This window comes from Enhydrobacter sp. (assembly GCA_025808875.1).
GTDB lineage: Bacteria > Pseudomonadota > Alphaproteobacteria > Reyranellales > Reyranellaceae > Reyranella.
This window is the reverse complement of sequence record CP075528.1, coordinates 1,801,358-1,816,192: the sequence shown is the minus strand read 5'-3', so window position 1 is coordinate 1,816,192 and position 14,835 is coordinate 1,801,358. Positions and strand designations below refer to the sequence as shown.

Below are 14,835 nucleotides of genomic sequence, written 5' to 3'. Positions count from 1 at the left end.
CGATGACGAGGCCGTGCGTCGCGTCCTAGGCGACGAGATGGCCCAACGCCACACCAATCGAGGTCGACGCGTTCTTCCACGGATAGCTGCCGTCACGGCGCACCAGCAGGACGGCCTCGACCATCATCAGGAAGATGGCGATCGAAAGCACGATGACCACCGCAAAGTGCGCGCCCAGCAGGTGCTCGAAACTCGGGTAGAACTCCATCGGCCCCCCCGCCTGTGACCCGCGCCGGCGTGCCTTCAGGACGCCGGACCGGCGCGCGTCCAGCGGATCTCGCCCAGATCGTAGCCGAACTGCCGTTCCACGACGTCGGGGGTCGCATCGGAGGCGTCATTCGTCCGGTTGGCAACTCGCGTTTGAGCGACCTCCTTGGGCACATCGAGCCAGACGCCTTCGAATGGCACGCCGGCCAGCCGCGCCACCGCCTCGACGGCCGCGCGCTCCTCGGGCCTCGCGAACACCGCGTCCAGGATGACGCTCTGCCCTGCCCCTAGCGCCCGTTCGGCGCGCTCCATGAGCCGGGCGTAGACCCGGGCCGAGCCCTCCGGCGTGTAGCTGCCGGCCGGCATGCGCTCTTCCAGCGCGACGCCGGCCAACCGCTTGCGCTCGACGTCCGAGCGCACGACGACGGCGCCGGGTGCGCGCCCGATCTCAGGCGCGCGCCTCAAGGCCTGGGTGGTCTTGCCGCTGCCCGACAGACCGCCGATCGCCAGCAGGCGCGGCGCCGCCGGCTGCAGGAATGCGAGCGCGAGCTGCTGGTAGGCGCGTGCCGGTGCGTTTTCCGCGCCGCTCACCGCGGTGATCGAGGAATCGACATAGGCGCGGATCGAAGCCCGGCGTGCGAGGAACATCGGCAGCAGTGCCAGCGCCTCGTCGTGCCGTGCCTCCGGCAGGTCGGTCACCCGCCACAGCCACTCGTTCAACAGCCGGTTGGCGAGCGCGCGCAGGTCGCGGTGGCAGAGATCCATCAACGCGAAGGCGAGATCGTAGAGCACATCGATGTTGGCGATGCGCTCGGAGAACTCGATGGCGTCGAACGGCACGGGCTTGCCGTCGATCAGCACGATGTTGCGCAGGTGCAGGTCGCCGTGACAGCGACGAATTGCGCCCGCCAAGACGCGGCGCGCGACGAGATCGAGATGCGGCTCGAGGGAGGCCGGCATCGCCGCGGCCAGCGCCTCGCTGGTTGGCGGATCGAGCCGCTCGCCCTGCTCGCGCATCTGGCGCACGTCGGCGGCGACGGATTGGCGGTAATCGTCGGACCGACCGAAGCCGTCGCGGATCGGCGCGAGGCCGTCGTGGAACGCGGCGACGCGCGCGGCGAGGGCGGCCATCAACGCGGGCGTGAGCGCGCGTCGATCGGCCAGGCGATCGAACAGGCCCTCCTCGTCGAAGCGGCGCATGACGACCAGCCAGTCGACCGTACGACCATCGATGCGGACCGGCTCGACGCCGAGGTAGATCTCGGGCGCCAGCGCGCGGTTGGTCGCGATCTCGGCCTCGCACATCGCCCGGCGGCGGTCGACCGTGGAAAAATCCATGTAGGGGAACTTCACCGCGCGCTTCATCTTGTAGGCCCGGTTGCCCGCCAGGAAGACCACGGCGCCATGGGTGTCGATGCGGCGATGCGGACCGAGCGTGCGCTCAAGATGCGCGATGGTCGCCGACTGATCCTCGACGACGAATGACGGCCGATCGGTCATGGCGCCCGCTCCGGGTCAGGCGTCCGGCGCTCGTCGACGCCGAGGGGATCGACGTGAAGAATGATCTCCGCGCCGGGGAAGGCCATTTCGATCTCGGCCTCGATCGAATCGCCGATCGCATGGGCGCCGACGAAGCTCAGTGCCGGGTCGAGCTCGATGTGGAGCTGGATGAACTTCGTCAGGCCCGACGAGCGCGTGCGCAGGTCGTGGAAGCCCCTCACCTGCGGATGCGCGTGCAAAAGGTCGATGATCCGCAGGCGGTCGGCGTCGGGCAGTTCTCGGTCCATCAGTACGTCGAGCGAACCCCGCCCGACCCGCCACGCTCCATGCAGCAAATAGAGGGCGACCAGGGCGGCCACACCGGCGTCCAGCGCGGGGAGATCGAAGCGGCCGGAGACGACCAACGCGGCGCCGACGGCCAAGTTGCTCACGACGTCGGTGAGATAGTGCGCCCTGTCGGCGCCGATGGCGATCGAGCCGCTCCGGCGCACGACATGGCTCTGGAAGGCGACCAGGCCGAGCGTCAGCACGATGGCGAGCGCGCTCACCGCCGCGCCCACCAACTCGTGGTGGATGCGGTGCGGATGCAGCAGCCGGTCGCCGACCGTGAGAAGCAGGCCGCTACCGGACGCGGCGATGAATCCGGCCTGCGCCAGTCCAGCCAGCGCTTCCGCCTTGCCGTGGCCGAAGCGATGGTCGGCATCGGCCGGCACCAACGCCTGACGGATGGCGATGAAGGTCACCAGCGAGGCGACGAAATCGAGACCCGAATCGACCAGCGAGGACAGCATGCTCACCGACTCGGTGACCAGCCATGCGGCCGTCTTGGCGCCGATCAGGATGACGGCGACCGACATCGAGGCCACGCTGGCCAGCCGCATCAGCCGTGCCGCATCGTTGCTCATGCCGGCCTCAGGGATAGAGCGTGCGCGTCGACCACGGTTCGCCGGGGCCAACCCGCCGGTACTCGAGGCGATCGTGCAGACGGAACAGGCCATCCTGCCAGAACTCGATCAGGGTCGGCTGCACGCGGAAGCCCAACCAGTGCGACGGCCGCGGCACCCTGCCAATGGCATAGCGGGCGGTGAACTCGGCGACGCGCCTTTCGAGTGCGAAACGGCTCTCCAGCGGCCGCGACTGGTCGGACGCCCAGGCGCCGATCTGGCTGCCGCGCTGGCGAGTGGCGAAATAGTCGTCGGCCTCCTGCGCGGTGGTCGGCGCGACCGGTCCTTCCAGCCGGACCTGCCGCTTGAGCGACTTCCAATGGAACAGCAACGCCGCCTTGGGATGGTCCATGAGCTGCCGGCCCTTGCGGCTTTCGATGTTGGTGTAGAAGACGAATCCGTCGGCGTCGTAGCCCTTGAGCAGCACCATGCGCGCCGAGGGCGTGCCGTCCGACCCCACGGAGGCCAGGGTCATGGCGTCGGGCACGTCGGGTTCGCTCTTCCGGGCCTCGTCATACCATTCGCCGAAAAGCGCCAGCGGGTCGTCTTTTGCGCGTATCATGATCCACAATATGCAGGGCCGTCAGGCCGTCCACCACCGGCATCTTGTCCCTCCGGCCCGGCCCCGCTAAGAACGGCGCATGACCGCTGCTGCAAAGTTGATGGCCGGAAAAAAAGGCTTGGTGATGGGCGTCGCCAACCACCGTTCGATCGCCTGGGGGATCGCCAAGGCCTGCCACGACCATGGCGCCGAACTCGCCTTCACCTTTCAGGGTGAGGCACTGGAGAAACGCGTGCGGCCGCTGGCCCAGGAGATCGGCTGCGACATCGTCCTGCCCTGCGACGTGACCGATGCCGCGAGCATCGACGCGACCTTTGTCGAGCTTGGAAGGCGCTGGGGCGGCCTCGACTTCCTGGTGCATGCCATCGCCTTCTCCGACAAGGACCAGCTCAAGGGCCGCTACCTCGACACCACGCCTGACAATTTCGCCCTGACGATGAACGTCAGCTGTTACTCCTTCACGGCAGTGGCGCAGCGCGCCGTGCCGCTGATGAAGAACGGCGGCAGCCTGCTGACGCTCACCTACTACGGCGCCGAGCGCGTCATGCCGCACTACAACGTCATGGGCGTCGCCAAAGCTGCGCTGGAGGCGAGCGTGCGCTATCTCGCGGCCGACCTCGGTGACGACAACATCCGGGTCAACGCCATCTCGGCCGGGCCGATCAAGACCCTGGCCGCGTCGGGCATCGGCGACTTCAACTATATCCTGAAGTGGAACGAGCTCAACGCGCCGCTCAAGCGCAACGTCTCCACCGAAGAGGTCGGCAACGCCGGCCTCTACCTGCTGTCGGATCTCGGCAGCGGCGTCACCGGCGAGGTCATGCATGTCGACGCCGGCTATCACGTCGTCGGCATGATCAAGACCAAGTCCGCCAGGCAGCTCTCGGAGCTGCTCGGCAAATTCGACATCGACTAGGGAGCCGGCCATGGCCGGCAGCAGCTTCGGCACACTTTTCCGTTTCACGAGCTGGGGCGAAAGCCACGGCCCGGCGATCGGCTGCGTGGTCGACGGTACGCCGCCACGCATCCCGCTCGCCGAGACCGACATCCAAGTGTGGATGGAAAAGCGCCGCCCCGGCCAATCGCGTTTCGTTACCCAGCGCCAGGAACCCGACACGGTGAGGATCCTGTCCGGCGTGTTCGAGGGCATGACGACGGGCACGCCGATTGCTCTGCACATCGACAATGTCGACCAGCGCAGCCGCGACTATTCGGAAATCAAGGACCGCTTCCGCCCGTCCCATGCCGACTACACCTACTTCAAGAAGTACGGCGTGCGCGACTATCGCGGTGGCGGCCGGCAATCGGCGCGGGAGACGGCGGTGAGGGTCGCCGCCGGCGCCATCGCCCGCAAGGTGCTGGGCGAGCGGGTCGCTATCCGCGGTGCTGTGGTCCAGCTCGGCAGCCAGAGGATCGATCGCGCCAGGTGGGATTGGGACGCCACCGGCGACAATCCCTTCTGGTGCCCCGACCGCCAGGCAGCGCAGGGCTGGGAGGGCTATCTCGACGAGGTGCGCAAGCGCGGCAGCTCGTGCGGCGCGGTCATCGAGGTCGTGGCCTCGGGCGTGCCAGTCGGCCTCGGCGATCCGGTCTACGACAAGCTCGACGCCGACCTCGCCAAGGCGCTGATGAGCATCAACGCCGTGAAGGGCGTCGAGATCGGCGACGGCTTCGCCACCGCGGCCATGAGCGGCGAGGAGAATGCCGACGAGATGCGCATGCAGGACGGCGCGCCGGTCTTCCTCAGCAACCATGCCGGCGGCATCTTGGGCGGCATCTCGACGGGGCAGGACATCGTCTGCCGACTCGTGGTCAAGCCGACCAGCTCGATCCTGTCACCGGTGCGCAGCGTCGATCGCTTCGGCAAGGAGGTCGAATTGCGCACCAAGGGCCGCCACGATCCCTGCGTCGGCATCCGCGCCACGCCGGTCGCCGAGGCGATGGTGGCCTGCGTGCTGGCCGACCACCTCCTCCGTCATCGGGCGCAGTGTGGCTAGGAAGACGCCCGACCGCCCCTTCGAGGTTCGCTTCAGCCGCCTGCACAATCTCAGCATCGCTGCGGTGGCGGTGATCATGCTGGGCCTCGGGCTGGCCCATGTCTTCAGCGATCTGCAGAACATGCCGCGCCTCTCGCTGAACGATCCCGGCTTCGTCCTCCTGTTCATGCTGGGCGCAGCCATGATCTACTACGTCGCGATGGGCCTGCGGCGCGCGCTCGACCGGCGGCCGCAGCTCGTGATCGACCGGCGTGGCATCACGCTCGGCTTCGGCCGCGACCGCACCATCGCCTGGCAGGACGTGCAGTGGGTGCGCACGCGGCGCATCGGCCTGCAGCGCCTGTTCCAGTTCGGCATAGAGCCCGATGCCTACGTCGCCGCCGACCTGAGGCTGGCGATGTGGAACTTCGAGGACCCCATGCGCCCGGTACGCGGCGCGCCGACCGGCGTGCAGATGCGCGACGTCACCCTCGACAGCTCGGCCTCCGAGATGCTCGAGGCGGTTCGCGTCTTTCGCCCCAATCTCGTGAAATCCTAGCGCGGAGCGCTGCCATGTGGCGGTTCATCGTCGGCCTGCTTGCGACCATCGGCTTCCTCGCGCTCGCCCTCGTCGGCGCAGCGGTCTATTTCGCGGTGTCGGGGCCGTTCGGCGCCAAGACCCTGCCCTCGCCGATCGTCCTGTCGCTCGACCTGCGTAAGCTGCCGCCCGAGGCGGGCTCGGCGGGCTGGCTCGGCCTGCTGCAGCCGTCGCTCGACATCGCTGACACGATCGACTTGCTCGACCGGGCCGCCGACGACCCGCGCGTCGCCGGCCTGTTCGTCGAGATCGGCGACAGCGACGCCGGCCTCGCGCGCGTGCAAGAGCTACGCCAGGCGATCACGCGCTTTCGCGGCAAGGGCAAGTTCGCCGTCGGCTTCGCCGAGTCGCTAGGCGGCGACGCCAGCCATTTCGCTGACTATTACCTCGCCGCGTCGCTCGAACAGATCTGGCTGCAGCCGAGCGGCGGTTTCAGCGTCGCCGGCATCGCCGTGGAGGCCCCGTTCCTCAAGGGTGCGCTCGATCGGCTGGGCGTGCAGGTCGAGGGCGGCAAGCGCTACGAATACAAGAGCGCCCCCGAGATGTTCACCGAGGCGGGCTTCAGCCGTCCGGCGCGCGAGAACCTGCAGCAGCTGCTCGACAGCCTCTACGGCCAGTTCATCGATCAGGTGGCCCGGGAGCGCGAGATTCCGGCCGAGTGGCTGCGCGGCCTGATCGACGGCGTGCCTTACGACTCCCGGCGCGCGCTCGCGGAACGCCTCGTCGACAAGCTCGGCTACCGCGCCGACGCCCTCGCCGAGGTCCGCAGGAGGGCCGGCGACCGGCGCGATCCGGTGCGCCTGGAGGACTACGCCGCAGACGACGCGCGGCCGCGGCCGTCGGGCGAGGTGATCGCCCTGGTGCGGGCCAGCGGCGCCATCGTGTCGGGATCAGGCGAGAGCGACCCGCTGGGCGACGAATCGCTCGCCACCGCCGACAAGGTCGTCGATGCGCTCGACGAGGCGTCGCGCGCGTCCGACGTGCGCGCCATCGTGCTGCGCGTCGACTCGCCCGGCGGCACCTATCCCGCCGCCGACGCCATCGCCGAGGCCGTCGCGCGCGCCCGCTCGACCGGCAAGCCGATCGTGGTCTCGATGGGCGACATCGCGGCCTCCGGCGGCTACCTGGCGTCGGTGCGCGCCGACGCCATCGTCGCCCAGCCGACCACCATCACCGGCTCGATCGGCGTCTTCACCATGTGGCCGGTGGCGGCCGAGCTGCTGCGTTCGCTCGGCATCCAGGCGGAGAAGGTGAGCGCCGGCGCCAATGCCGGCATGCTGTCGGTATTCCGCCCGCCGACGCCGGCGCAGAAGGCGGCGATCGACCGCGAGCTCGACCGCATCTACGCCGACTTCACGCGCCAGGTCGGCGAGGCGCGCGGCCTCGACGGCGCGCGCCTCGACGCCGCCGCCCGCGGCCGCGTCTTCAGCGGCATCGACGCCAAGCGCGCCGGCCTGGTCGACGAACTCGGCGGCCTGCCGCTCGCGGTCGCGATCGCCAAGGCCAAGGCCGGCATCGACGAGGTCAAGCCGGTCCAGCTGCGCCGCTATCCCGCCGAAAGCAACCGCTGGGAACGGCTGGCCGATCGCCTGCTCGGCATGGTGTCGACGCGGACGGAGCTTCGCATGCCGCCCGAGATGCGCGAGGCGCTGGCGCGGCTCGGCGTTCCGACCCATCCGGGCGACGTGCGCCTGCCGCCGCTGCCGCCGCTCTGGCGCTGACTATCGCCGCTCGTCGAGCAGTGCGAGCGCAGCGCGCCACATCGTCCAGCCGTTGGCGACGGTGACGGCGTTGAAGTCGACATGGCCGAGACCATCGACCAGGAATAGCGACACTTCGGCGTTGGGAACGGCAGCGGCGAGCGCCTGGCTCTCGCTATAGGGCACCAGCCGGTCACCCTTGCCGTGCACCAGGATGAGGCGGCCCGCGAGCTTCGACAGGTCGTAGAGGGCGAGGTTGAGACCATCGATTTCGCGCTTCACCTTCACCGGCAGGGCCTCGATCAGCCGGCCGACGGCGTCGGGGTCGTCGTTCTCGATCAGCGCCAGCACCGCCCGCCCCTGCGGGCCGAGCGCATGTGCGAACTGGCCGATGTCGGCCCGCGGATTGCCGAAGCGCAGCCGGGCGATCTCCTCGAGCAGGACCGCGTCGGCTGGACTGTCGAGGCGCCCGGCATTGGCCAGCAGGAATGCCCACCGCCCGTAGGCGCCGGGCACGACGCGATGCTCGCGGCTGTCGCCCATCACCCGGAAGGCGCCCGTCGTGACGAAGCGGATCGCCGCCTCCGCGTCTCGGTAGCCGCCTATGCCGAGCACGTAGTCGGGCTGGGTTTCGAGAGCGGCGATCATCGCCGGGGCGACGGCATAGGACACGGCGGCGATACCGATGGGCAAGTCGGGCCAACCCTTGCGCAGCTCGCGGACTGCAGACGCGACTCGCTCGGCATCGAGCCGCGACAGGGCGAGACGTCGAACCTCCGGCAACTCTGGCACGAGGACCAGGAAGCCTGCACGCGCGAGCGTGCGCGCCAGAGACTGCAGCCGCGGTTCGTCGCGCCCCAGCACCGCCGCGCCAGGAACCAGCACCAGCGCCGCCCTCACGTCGCCATCCGGCATGTAGAGGTCGCCCTCGCCATCGGGCCACTTCTTCTCGCCCATCGTTGGCGCCGGAGTCACCTCCTGCCACCAGGTCGGCCGGCCGCCGGCCGCGACGTCCCACACGACGAGTGCGGCTTCCACCCAGGCGACCGGCTGGCCAAGGGCGAACAGCGCGATGATCGCCACTCCAAGCACGAGAAACGGCCGCATCATCCGTCCAGCCGCCGGACGGCGAGAGTGTCCAGCCGCTCGCCGTCGCGCCGCAGCAGGGCAAGCTCCTCGACGCGGCCATGCATAGGCAGGTGTTGGCGTTCGACAATGCGCGCCACCTGCTCGGCTTCGGCCGGCCGAGCGAACAGGCCGAGCGTGATGTGCGGCCGGAACGACGCGGGCCACGGTGCCAGGTTCAACAGGTCGTACAGCTCGGTGAGTTCCGCGCCGCCGTCCGCCGGCTCGGCGAACAGATGGTTGTCGTCACGCACGATGCGGTCGAGCACGAACCAGAAGGGCCGTTGCGTCACGCCGGCCAGCGCCGCCCGCAGCGCCGCCTCGTGCTCGTCGGGCACGCCAAACCCCACCGTGAAATGCGGACCGATCAGCTCCGCTTCCTCTGGATGGTACTGCGTCCGCAGCCGCCGCAACGCCGTATCGTCGGCCTCGCTCAAGACAGGCCAGGCGACGACATAGAGCACGGACTAGCCGTAGCTCTTGGCCATGCCGAAGGCGGGATCCATCGCGGCGCCGTAGGGCGGAAACGGATAGCGCAGGCCGTTCTTGCCGAGATGGCCCATGCCCTCGACGGCGCGCAGGAACTCGTCCGGCGGGCAGGCCATCAGCAACTCGTCGTCGGCCACGCCGCCATAGCGCCGCTCGGCGTAGCACGGCAGCGACAGCGAGGTTTGGCGCGTGGCGAGCGCCCTGCCCCACGAATCGGCGCAGGCGCTCTCGCCGGTCACGGTGAAGTCGTAGCGGCGGTAGCGATGGAACTGCAGGCCGTTGATGAAATAGATCATCTGGCCGGGCGTGCCGTAGAACAGGCAGATGTCGGGAGGATCGAGCCGCGCACTGCGCAGCGGCGACACGACCAGTCCGTTGTACGTGCCATCCGGCACGCGCGGCATCTGCGCCTGGTGCGCCGCCGACGCCTCCTTGTTGCCGAACCACACGCCGTTCATGTGGTCGCCCGACAGGAAGCCCTCGCCCGGATGGTTGAGGCCGACCACGCCGCCGCAATTGCCGCCGCGCGTGTTGTCGACCGTGATGCCGAGCGTGAAGCCATACCAGCGCGACTGCGTCACCATCTGGCACATGGTGAACTTGAAGCCCTCGGTCGGCTTGCGTACGCCCTGGATCTTCTCCATGTCGGCCGGGCTCTCGAACAGTTTCATGCCAATCGGCTGGGTGCGGATGCGCAGCAGGTCGATCAGCTTCACACTCGCCTCGGCCAGCATCTTGCCGTCGATCTTCTCGGGTGGGCTCCACGGCGCCACCTTGTAGCCAGGTCGCAGGGTCTGCACGTTCATGGCCATCCTCCGTCTGTCGTCTTGGCCTCAGGTGAGGTTGAGTCCCCCGTCGGCGATCACGATCTCGCCGGTAACGTAGTCGCTGGCGCACAGCGCTGCCACAAGATCGGCGATGTCCTCGGGTTTCGCAGGCCGGCGCATCGGCGATCTCGTGTTCCAGAGCTCGAAGGCGGTGTCGTAACCGATGGCCATCGGCGTATCGACCAGTCCCGGCGCGACGCAATTGACCCGGATGTCGGGTCCGAGCACGTGCGCCAGCAGGCGCGTCGTATGATGCAAACCCGCCTTCGCAGCGGCGTAGGGGATCGACGAGCCCTTGGGCCGCTCGCCGGCATGGCTGCCGATATTGACGACGCAGGCCGGTCGGCCCGCCGCCGCTGACCGGCGCAAGGCCTCCTCAGCGGCGGCGATCAGCATGAAGGGCGAGACGAGGTTGACGTCCATCATGCGATGCCAGACCATCGGCGTCGCGGCCTTGAGATCGGCGTGCGGGAAGCGTGCCGCCTCGCCAGCGTTGTTGACCAGCACGTCGAGCCGACCATGGCACGCGAGCACCTGCTCAACCAGCGTGCCGACGCGCTCGACAGCGCCGAGATCGACCGGATGATAGGTCGCGCCATTCAATTCGCCGAGCAACGCCTTCACCTCCGATTCGGGACGCCGTCCATGCAAGGCCACGCGATAGCCATCGCGCGCGAGGCGACGCGCCGTCGCGGCCCCGATGCCCGAGGTCGAGCCGGTGACGAGGGCGACGCGCTCAGACACAGCTCTGCAGCGCCTCGAGCGTCTCGTCCGGTCGCTCGACCATCATGAAGTGGCCGCACTGCGGGATCACGACGGTCTTGCTGCCGGCGATCGCTGCCGCCAGCGGCTTGGCCTTGGAGGCGGGTGTCATCAGATCGCCGTCGCCCAGCACCAGCACGGTCGGACACTTCACGGCCGCGGCCCGTACCGGCGCATCCTTGTAGATGTTGCAGGCGACGAGGTCGGTGTGGATCACGCCGGGCTTGCGGGCCGAAAGCACCGCCAGGGATTCGCGCCGGAGCCAGAGGCCGGGCGAGAGCATGCCGCCCTTGTGCAGCGCGTTGCCGATGCCCCAGAAGGTCATCAACTCCTGGACCTTCGGTGTGTTCGCCTTGGCCGATGCCAGCATCTCGGGATGGACCGACATTTCCGATGCCACGCCGCACAGGCCGAGCGCCCGCACCCTGTCGGGATGGCGCGCAGCGCAGTCGAGCGCGACCAGCGCGCCCATGGAATGGCCGACCAGTGCCGCCTGCCCGAGGCCGGTCGCCGCGATGAGGCGCGCCGTCCAGTCGGCGAGGGCGGCGATCGAGGTCAGCGCCTCGCCTTCCGACCAGCCATGCCCCGGGAAATCGACGGCCAGCACCGACCGGCCGTGATGAGCGAACCAGCGCGTCTGCAGGCGCCACGTCGTGCGATCGAAGCCGGCGCCATGCAGGAAGACGACGGCGGGCCGGGCCGGGTCGAAATGCGCGCCGCCCGTCGTGGCGAAGACGGCGCGGCCGTCGACGGAGAGTCTCATGGTCAACCCTTCTGGGATGCGCGCAGTGCCTGGCCGAGGTCGTCGAGGAGATCCTCGGGATCCTCCAGGCCGACCGAAAGGCGGATCATGCCCTCGCCGATACCGGCTGCCTTCAACGCCTCGGCGTCGAGCTGGGCGTGCGTGGTCGAGGCGGGATGGATGACCAGCGACTTGGCATCGCCGACATTGGCGAGATGCGAGAAGAGCTTCAGCCGCTCGATGAAGCGGCGGCCCGCCTCGCGTCCGCCCTTGATGTCGAAGCTGAAGATCGAACCGGTGCCCTTGGGCAGCAGCTTCTTTGCCAGCGCATGATCGGGGTGATCGGCCAGCTCCGGCGAGGCGATGCGCTCGACCGCCGGATTGCCCTCAAGGAAGGCGATGACCTTGCGCACATTCTCGACGTGGCGCGCCATGCGCAAGGGCAGCGTCTCCAGTCCCTGCAGCAAATAGAACGCCGTCTGCGGCGCCATGCAGCAGCCGAAGTCGCGCACCCCTTCGGTGCGGGCACGCATGATGAAGGCGTGCGGACCGAACTCCTCCGCATAGTCGATGCCGTGATAGCCGGCATAGGGCTCGGTGAGGGTCGGGAACTTGCCCGACGCCTCCCAGTCGAAGCGGCCGCTCTCGACGATTACGCCGCCGATCGCCACGCCATGGCCGCCGATAAACTTGGTGGCCGAGTGGAACACGATGTCGGCGCCGAGCGTCAGCGGCCGGCACAGCACCGGCGAGGCGAAGGTGTTGTCGATCATCAGCGGCACTTTCGCCGCATGAGCGATCTCGGCGATTGCCGGGATGTCGAGTATCTCGCCACCCGGGTTGCCGACGGTCTCGCCCAGCACCAGCCGGGTCGTCGGCGTAATGGCCTTGCGAAACCCGTCATGGTCGCGCGGATGCACGAAAGTGGTCTCGATGCCGAAGCGCGGCAGGGTCAAGGCCAGCATGTTGCGCGTGCCGCCATAGAGCGACGTCGAGGCGACGATGTGCCCACCGTGCCCCATCAAGGTGGCAATGGCAATGTGCAGTGCCGCCTGGCCGCTCGACACGCCCAGCGCGCTCGATCCCTCTTCCAGCGCCGCGACGCGCTCCTCGAACACCGCGACGGTTGGATTCGAGATGCGGCTGTAGATGTGGCCGCCGACCTCGAGGTTGAAGAGACTCGCGGCATGGTCGACGTCGCGGAAGACGAAGGACGTCGTCTGGTAGATCGGCACGGCACGCGCACCGGTGACGGGATCGGGATGCTGGCCTGCATGCAGCGCCAACGTGTCAGGCTTGAGGAATTTTGCATCGACCATTGGCTTCCCCGGGGCTCTCCTATTGGGCGGTCCAGCCGCCGTCGGACACGATCTGTGTGCCTTGCATGTTGGAGGCGGTGTCGGAGGCGAGGAACACGGCGAGGCCCGCGATCTGCTCCGGCTTGGTGAACTGGAGTTGAGGCTGCTTCTCGGCCAGCAGGTTGCGGCTCGCCTGTTCGACCGAAATGCCCTGCTCCTTCGCCCGCGCCTCGATCTGCGCCCGCACCAGTGGCGTCAACACCCAGCCCGGGCAGATCGCGTTGCAGGTGATGCCCGAATCGGCGCACTCCATGCCGACCACCTTGGTGAGGCCGACGATGCCGTGCTTGGCCGCGACATACGCAACCTTGTGCGCCGAGGCGACCAGGCCATGCGTGCTGGCGACGTTGATGATGCGGCCCCACTTCCTCTGCTTCATCGCCGGCAAAGCGGCGCGAATGGCGTGGAAGGTGGCGCTGAGATTGACGGCGATGATGGCATCCCACTTCTCGGGCGGAAAGCTCTCGATCGGCGCCACGAACTGGATGCCGGCATTGTTGACCAGGATGTCGAGGCTGCCGAACGCCGACTGGGTCTTCGCCACCAGATCGGCAATCTGTGCGGGCTTGCTCATGTCGGCGCCGTTGTAGGCGACCTTCACCCCGCAGTCCTTTTCCATGCCGAGACGCAGCCGCTCGATGGCGGCCGCGTCGCCGAAGCCGTTCAGCATGAGGTTGCACCCTTCGGCCGCGAAGGCCTGGGCGACGGCGAGACCGATACCGCTGGTCGATCCGGTGACCAGTGCGACTTTACCCTTGAGCGACATGGAGACTCACTTCTTGAAGAGGGACGCGGCCGCCGCGACATGGCTCTGCTTGGCCGTGATCTTGGCCTCGACGCGCTCGAGTTCGGCCTTCAGCACGGCGGCATAGTCCCGAAGATCCTCGATGTTCATGGCATCGAGATTGCGGGGCGCAGTCTTCTTCTGTCGCGGGTCGAGATCGTCCAGATCGAAGGCCATGGCACGGCTCCACGGAAGCGGCTAAGTGAGACGTAGCATCGCTTCCCACGCTTCGAAAGGCCGACCGATGAGCGCGCTTCCCGCCACCATGACCTGCGTCGAGATCAGGATTCCGGGCGGTCCCGAGGCGCTGGTGCCGGCGACGCGGCCGGTACCGCGGGCCAAGCCGGGGGAGCTCCTGATCAAGGTGGCGGCGGCTGGCGTCAACAGGCCCGACATCGCGCAGCGCGCGGGACTCTATCCGCCGCCGCCGGGCGCCTCGGATCTGCCGGGCCTCGAGGCCGCCGGCACCGTCGCCGCGATGGGCAGCGGCGTCACCGGCTGGAAGATCGGCGATCCGGTTTGCGCCCTGACTCCGGGCGGCGCCTATGCCGAGTATTGCACCGTGCCCGCGCCGCAATGCCTGCCGCCGCCCAAGGGCTTCGACATGGTGCACGCCGCGGCCGTGCCGGAGACCTACTTCACGGTCTGGCACAATCTCTTCGAGCGCGGCCAACTCAAGGCAGGCGAGTCGGCGTTGATCCATGGCGGCGCAAGCGGCATCGGCACGACGGCGATCCAGCTAGCCAAGGCCTTCGGCGCCAGGGTCTTCACGACAGTGCGAACGGCCGAGAAGGCGGCCGCCGTCACCGCACTCGGCGCCGACCATGCCGTGATATACAAGGACAACGACTGGGCCGCCGAGGTGAAGAAGCTGTCGGGCGGCGTCGACGTCGTGCTCGACATGGTCGCTGGCGACTACATCCCCAGGAACCTGCAACTGCTGCGGCTCGACGGACGGCTGGTCATCATCGCCCTGCAGGGCGGCGCCAAGGCCGAGCTGAACGCCGGCGCGGTCATGGTCAACCGGCTGACGATCACCGGCTCGACCCTGCGGCCGCAAAGCGTCGAGAGCAAGGGCCGCATGGCGCGCGGACTGGCCGGGAAGGTGTGGCCGCTGCTCGAGAAGGGTTCGATCAGGCCGGTCATCTTCAAGACCTTCCCGCTGCCGCAGGCCGCCGCGGCGCACGCCGAACTGGAGCGCGCCGACCATGTCGGCAAGATCATGCTGACGATGTGACACGCGATCGGCGTTGGGCGCCGA

Annotated in this window: 17 protein-coding genes; 5 read left to right on the top strand and 12 right to left on the bottom strand. The window is 68.5% G+C overall.

Features of this window, described 5'->3' with window-relative positions; translation table 11 throughout:
• Window positions 1-25: 25 nt before the first annotated feature.
• From KIT25_09140 to pdxH, 4 genes are read right to left on the bottom strand one after another with little or no spacing between them, the layout of a single operon-like run.
• Complete coding sequence (locus KIT25_09140; protein ID UYN97076.1) at window positions 26-208, bottom strand: hypothetical protein; 183 nt, start codon at window positions 206-208, stop codon at window positions 26-28.
• A 35-nt stretch (window positions 209-243) separates the two neighbouring features.
• The gene (locus KIT25_09135; GenBank protein ID UYN97075.1) at window positions 244-1,707 is read right to left on the bottom strand and encodes an AAA family ATPase; all 1,464 of its coding nucleotides are present in this window, start codon (window positions 1,705-1,707) and stop codon (window positions 244-246) included.
• Complete coding sequence (locus KIT25_09130) at window positions 1,704-2,612, bottom strand: cation diffusion facilitator family transporter (GenBank protein UYN97074.1); 909 nt, start codon at window positions 2,610-2,612, stop codon at window positions 1,704-1,706. The genes KIT25_09135 and KIT25_09130 overlap by 4 nt, the downstream gene beginning before the upstream one ends.
• 7 nt (window positions 2,613-2,619) lie before the next feature.
• Window positions 2,620-3,213: a pyridoxamine 5'-phosphate oxidase gene (gene pdxH / locus KIT25_09125; GenBank protein ID UYN97073.1), complete on the bottom strand. Its 594-nt coding sequence runs from the start codon at window positions 3,211-3,213 to the stop codon at window positions 2,620-2,622.
• A gap of 79 nt (window positions 3,214-3,292) precedes the next feature.
• Here pdxH and fabI point away from each other — a divergent pair, with 79 nt between their 5' ends.
• Genes fabI through sppA form a run of 4 tightly spaced genes read left to right on the top strand, consistent with a single transcriptional unit; the run spans window position 3,293 to window position 7,508 of the window.
• The gene (gene fabI, locus KIT25_09120) at window positions 3,293-4,129 is read left to right on the top strand and encodes an enoyl-ACP reductase FabI (protein UYN97072.1); all 837 of its coding nucleotides are present in this window, start codon (window positions 3,293-3,295) and stop codon (window positions 4,127-4,129) included.
• A gap of 10 nt (window positions 4,130-4,139) precedes the next feature.
• Window positions 4,140-5,210, top strand: coding sequence for a chorismate synthase (gene aroC / locus KIT25_09115; GenBank protein ID UYN97071.1), 1,071 nt, complete (start codon window positions 4,140-4,142; stop codon window positions 5,208-5,210).
• Window positions 5,203-5,748 carry a hypothetical protein gene (locus KIT25_09110; GenBank protein ID UYN97070.1) on the top strand — a complete coding sequence of 182 codons (546 nt, stop codon included), beginning with the start codon at window positions 5,203-5,205 and terminating at the stop codon, window positions 5,746-5,748. Before aroC ends, KIT25_09110 begins: the two co-directional genes overlap by 8 nt.
• A 14-nt stretch (window positions 5,749-5,762) precedes the next feature.
• Window positions 5,763-7,508 (top strand): signal peptide peptidase SppA, encoded by a 1,746-nt coding sequence (gene sppA, locus KIT25_09105; protein UYN97069.1) that lies wholly within the window; start codon window positions 5,763-5,765, stop codon window positions 7,506-7,508.
• Here the strand turns inward: sppA and KIT25_09100 are convergent, their stop codons facing one another.
• From KIT25_09100 to KIT25_09065, 8 genes are read right to left on the bottom strand one after another with little or no spacing between them, the layout of a single operon-like run.
• Window positions 7,509-8,597 carry a hypothetical protein gene (locus KIT25_09100; protein UYN97068.1) on the bottom strand — a complete coding sequence of 363 codons (1,089 nt, stop codon included), beginning with the start codon at window positions 8,595-8,597 and terminating at the stop codon, window positions 7,509-7,511.
• A complete protein-coding gene (locus KIT25_09095) occupies window positions 8,594-9,076 on the bottom strand; it encodes a 2'-5' RNA ligase family protein (protein UYN97067.1) in 483 nt (160 codons plus the stop codon). The genes KIT25_09100 and KIT25_09095 overlap by 4 nt, the downstream gene beginning before the upstream one ends.
• Before the next feature lie 3 nt (window positions 9,077-9,079).
• Window positions 9,080-9,907 carry a DUF169 domain-containing protein gene (locus KIT25_09090; GenBank protein UYN97066.1) on the bottom strand — a complete coding sequence of 276 codons (828 nt, stop codon included), beginning with the start codon at window positions 9,905-9,907 and terminating at the stop codon, window positions 9,080-9,082.
• A 27-nt stretch (window positions 9,908-9,934) separates the two neighbouring features.
• Window positions 9,935-10,672 carry an SDR family oxidoreductase gene (locus tag KIT25_09085; protein UYN97065.1) on the bottom strand — a complete coding sequence of 246 codons (738 nt, stop codon included), beginning with the start codon at window positions 10,670-10,672 and terminating at the stop codon, window positions 9,935-9,937.
• Complete coding sequence (locus KIT25_09080) at window positions 10,665-11,453, bottom strand: alpha/beta hydrolase (GenBank protein ID UYN97064.1); 789 nt, start codon at window positions 11,451-11,453, stop codon at window positions 10,665-10,667. The genes KIT25_09085 and KIT25_09080 overlap by 8 nt, the downstream gene beginning before the upstream one ends.
• Before the next feature lie 2 nt (window positions 11,454-11,455).
• Window positions 11,456-12,751, bottom strand: coding sequence for an O-acetylhomoserine aminocarboxypropyltransferase (locus KIT25_09075; GenBank protein ID UYN97063.1), 1,296 nt, complete (start codon window positions 12,749-12,751; stop codon window positions 11,456-11,458).
• A gap of 19 nt (window positions 12,752-12,770) precedes the next feature.
• Window positions 12,771-13,556: a 3-hydroxybutyrate dehydrogenase gene (locus KIT25_09070; GenBank protein UYN97062.1), complete on the bottom strand. Its 786-nt coding sequence runs from the start codon at window positions 13,554-13,556 to the stop codon at window positions 12,771-12,773.
• Window positions 13,557-13,562: 6 nt separating this feature from the next.
• The gene (locus tag KIT25_09065) at window positions 13,563-13,751 is read right to left on the bottom strand and encodes a DUF1192 domain-containing protein (protein ID UYN97061.1); all 189 of its coding nucleotides are present in this window, start codon (window positions 13,749-13,751) and stop codon (window positions 13,563-13,565) included.
• 67 nt (window positions 13,752-13,818) lie between these two features.
• Between KIT25_09065 and KIT25_09060 the strand changes: the two genes are divergently transcribed.
• Window positions 13,819-14,811 carry an NAD(P)H-quinone oxidoreductase gene (locus KIT25_09060; protein ID UYN97060.1) on the top strand — a complete coding sequence of 331 codons (993 nt, stop codon included), beginning with the start codon at window positions 13,819-13,821 and terminating at the stop codon, window positions 14,809-14,811.
• Window positions 14,812-14,835 lie beyond the last annotated feature (24 nt).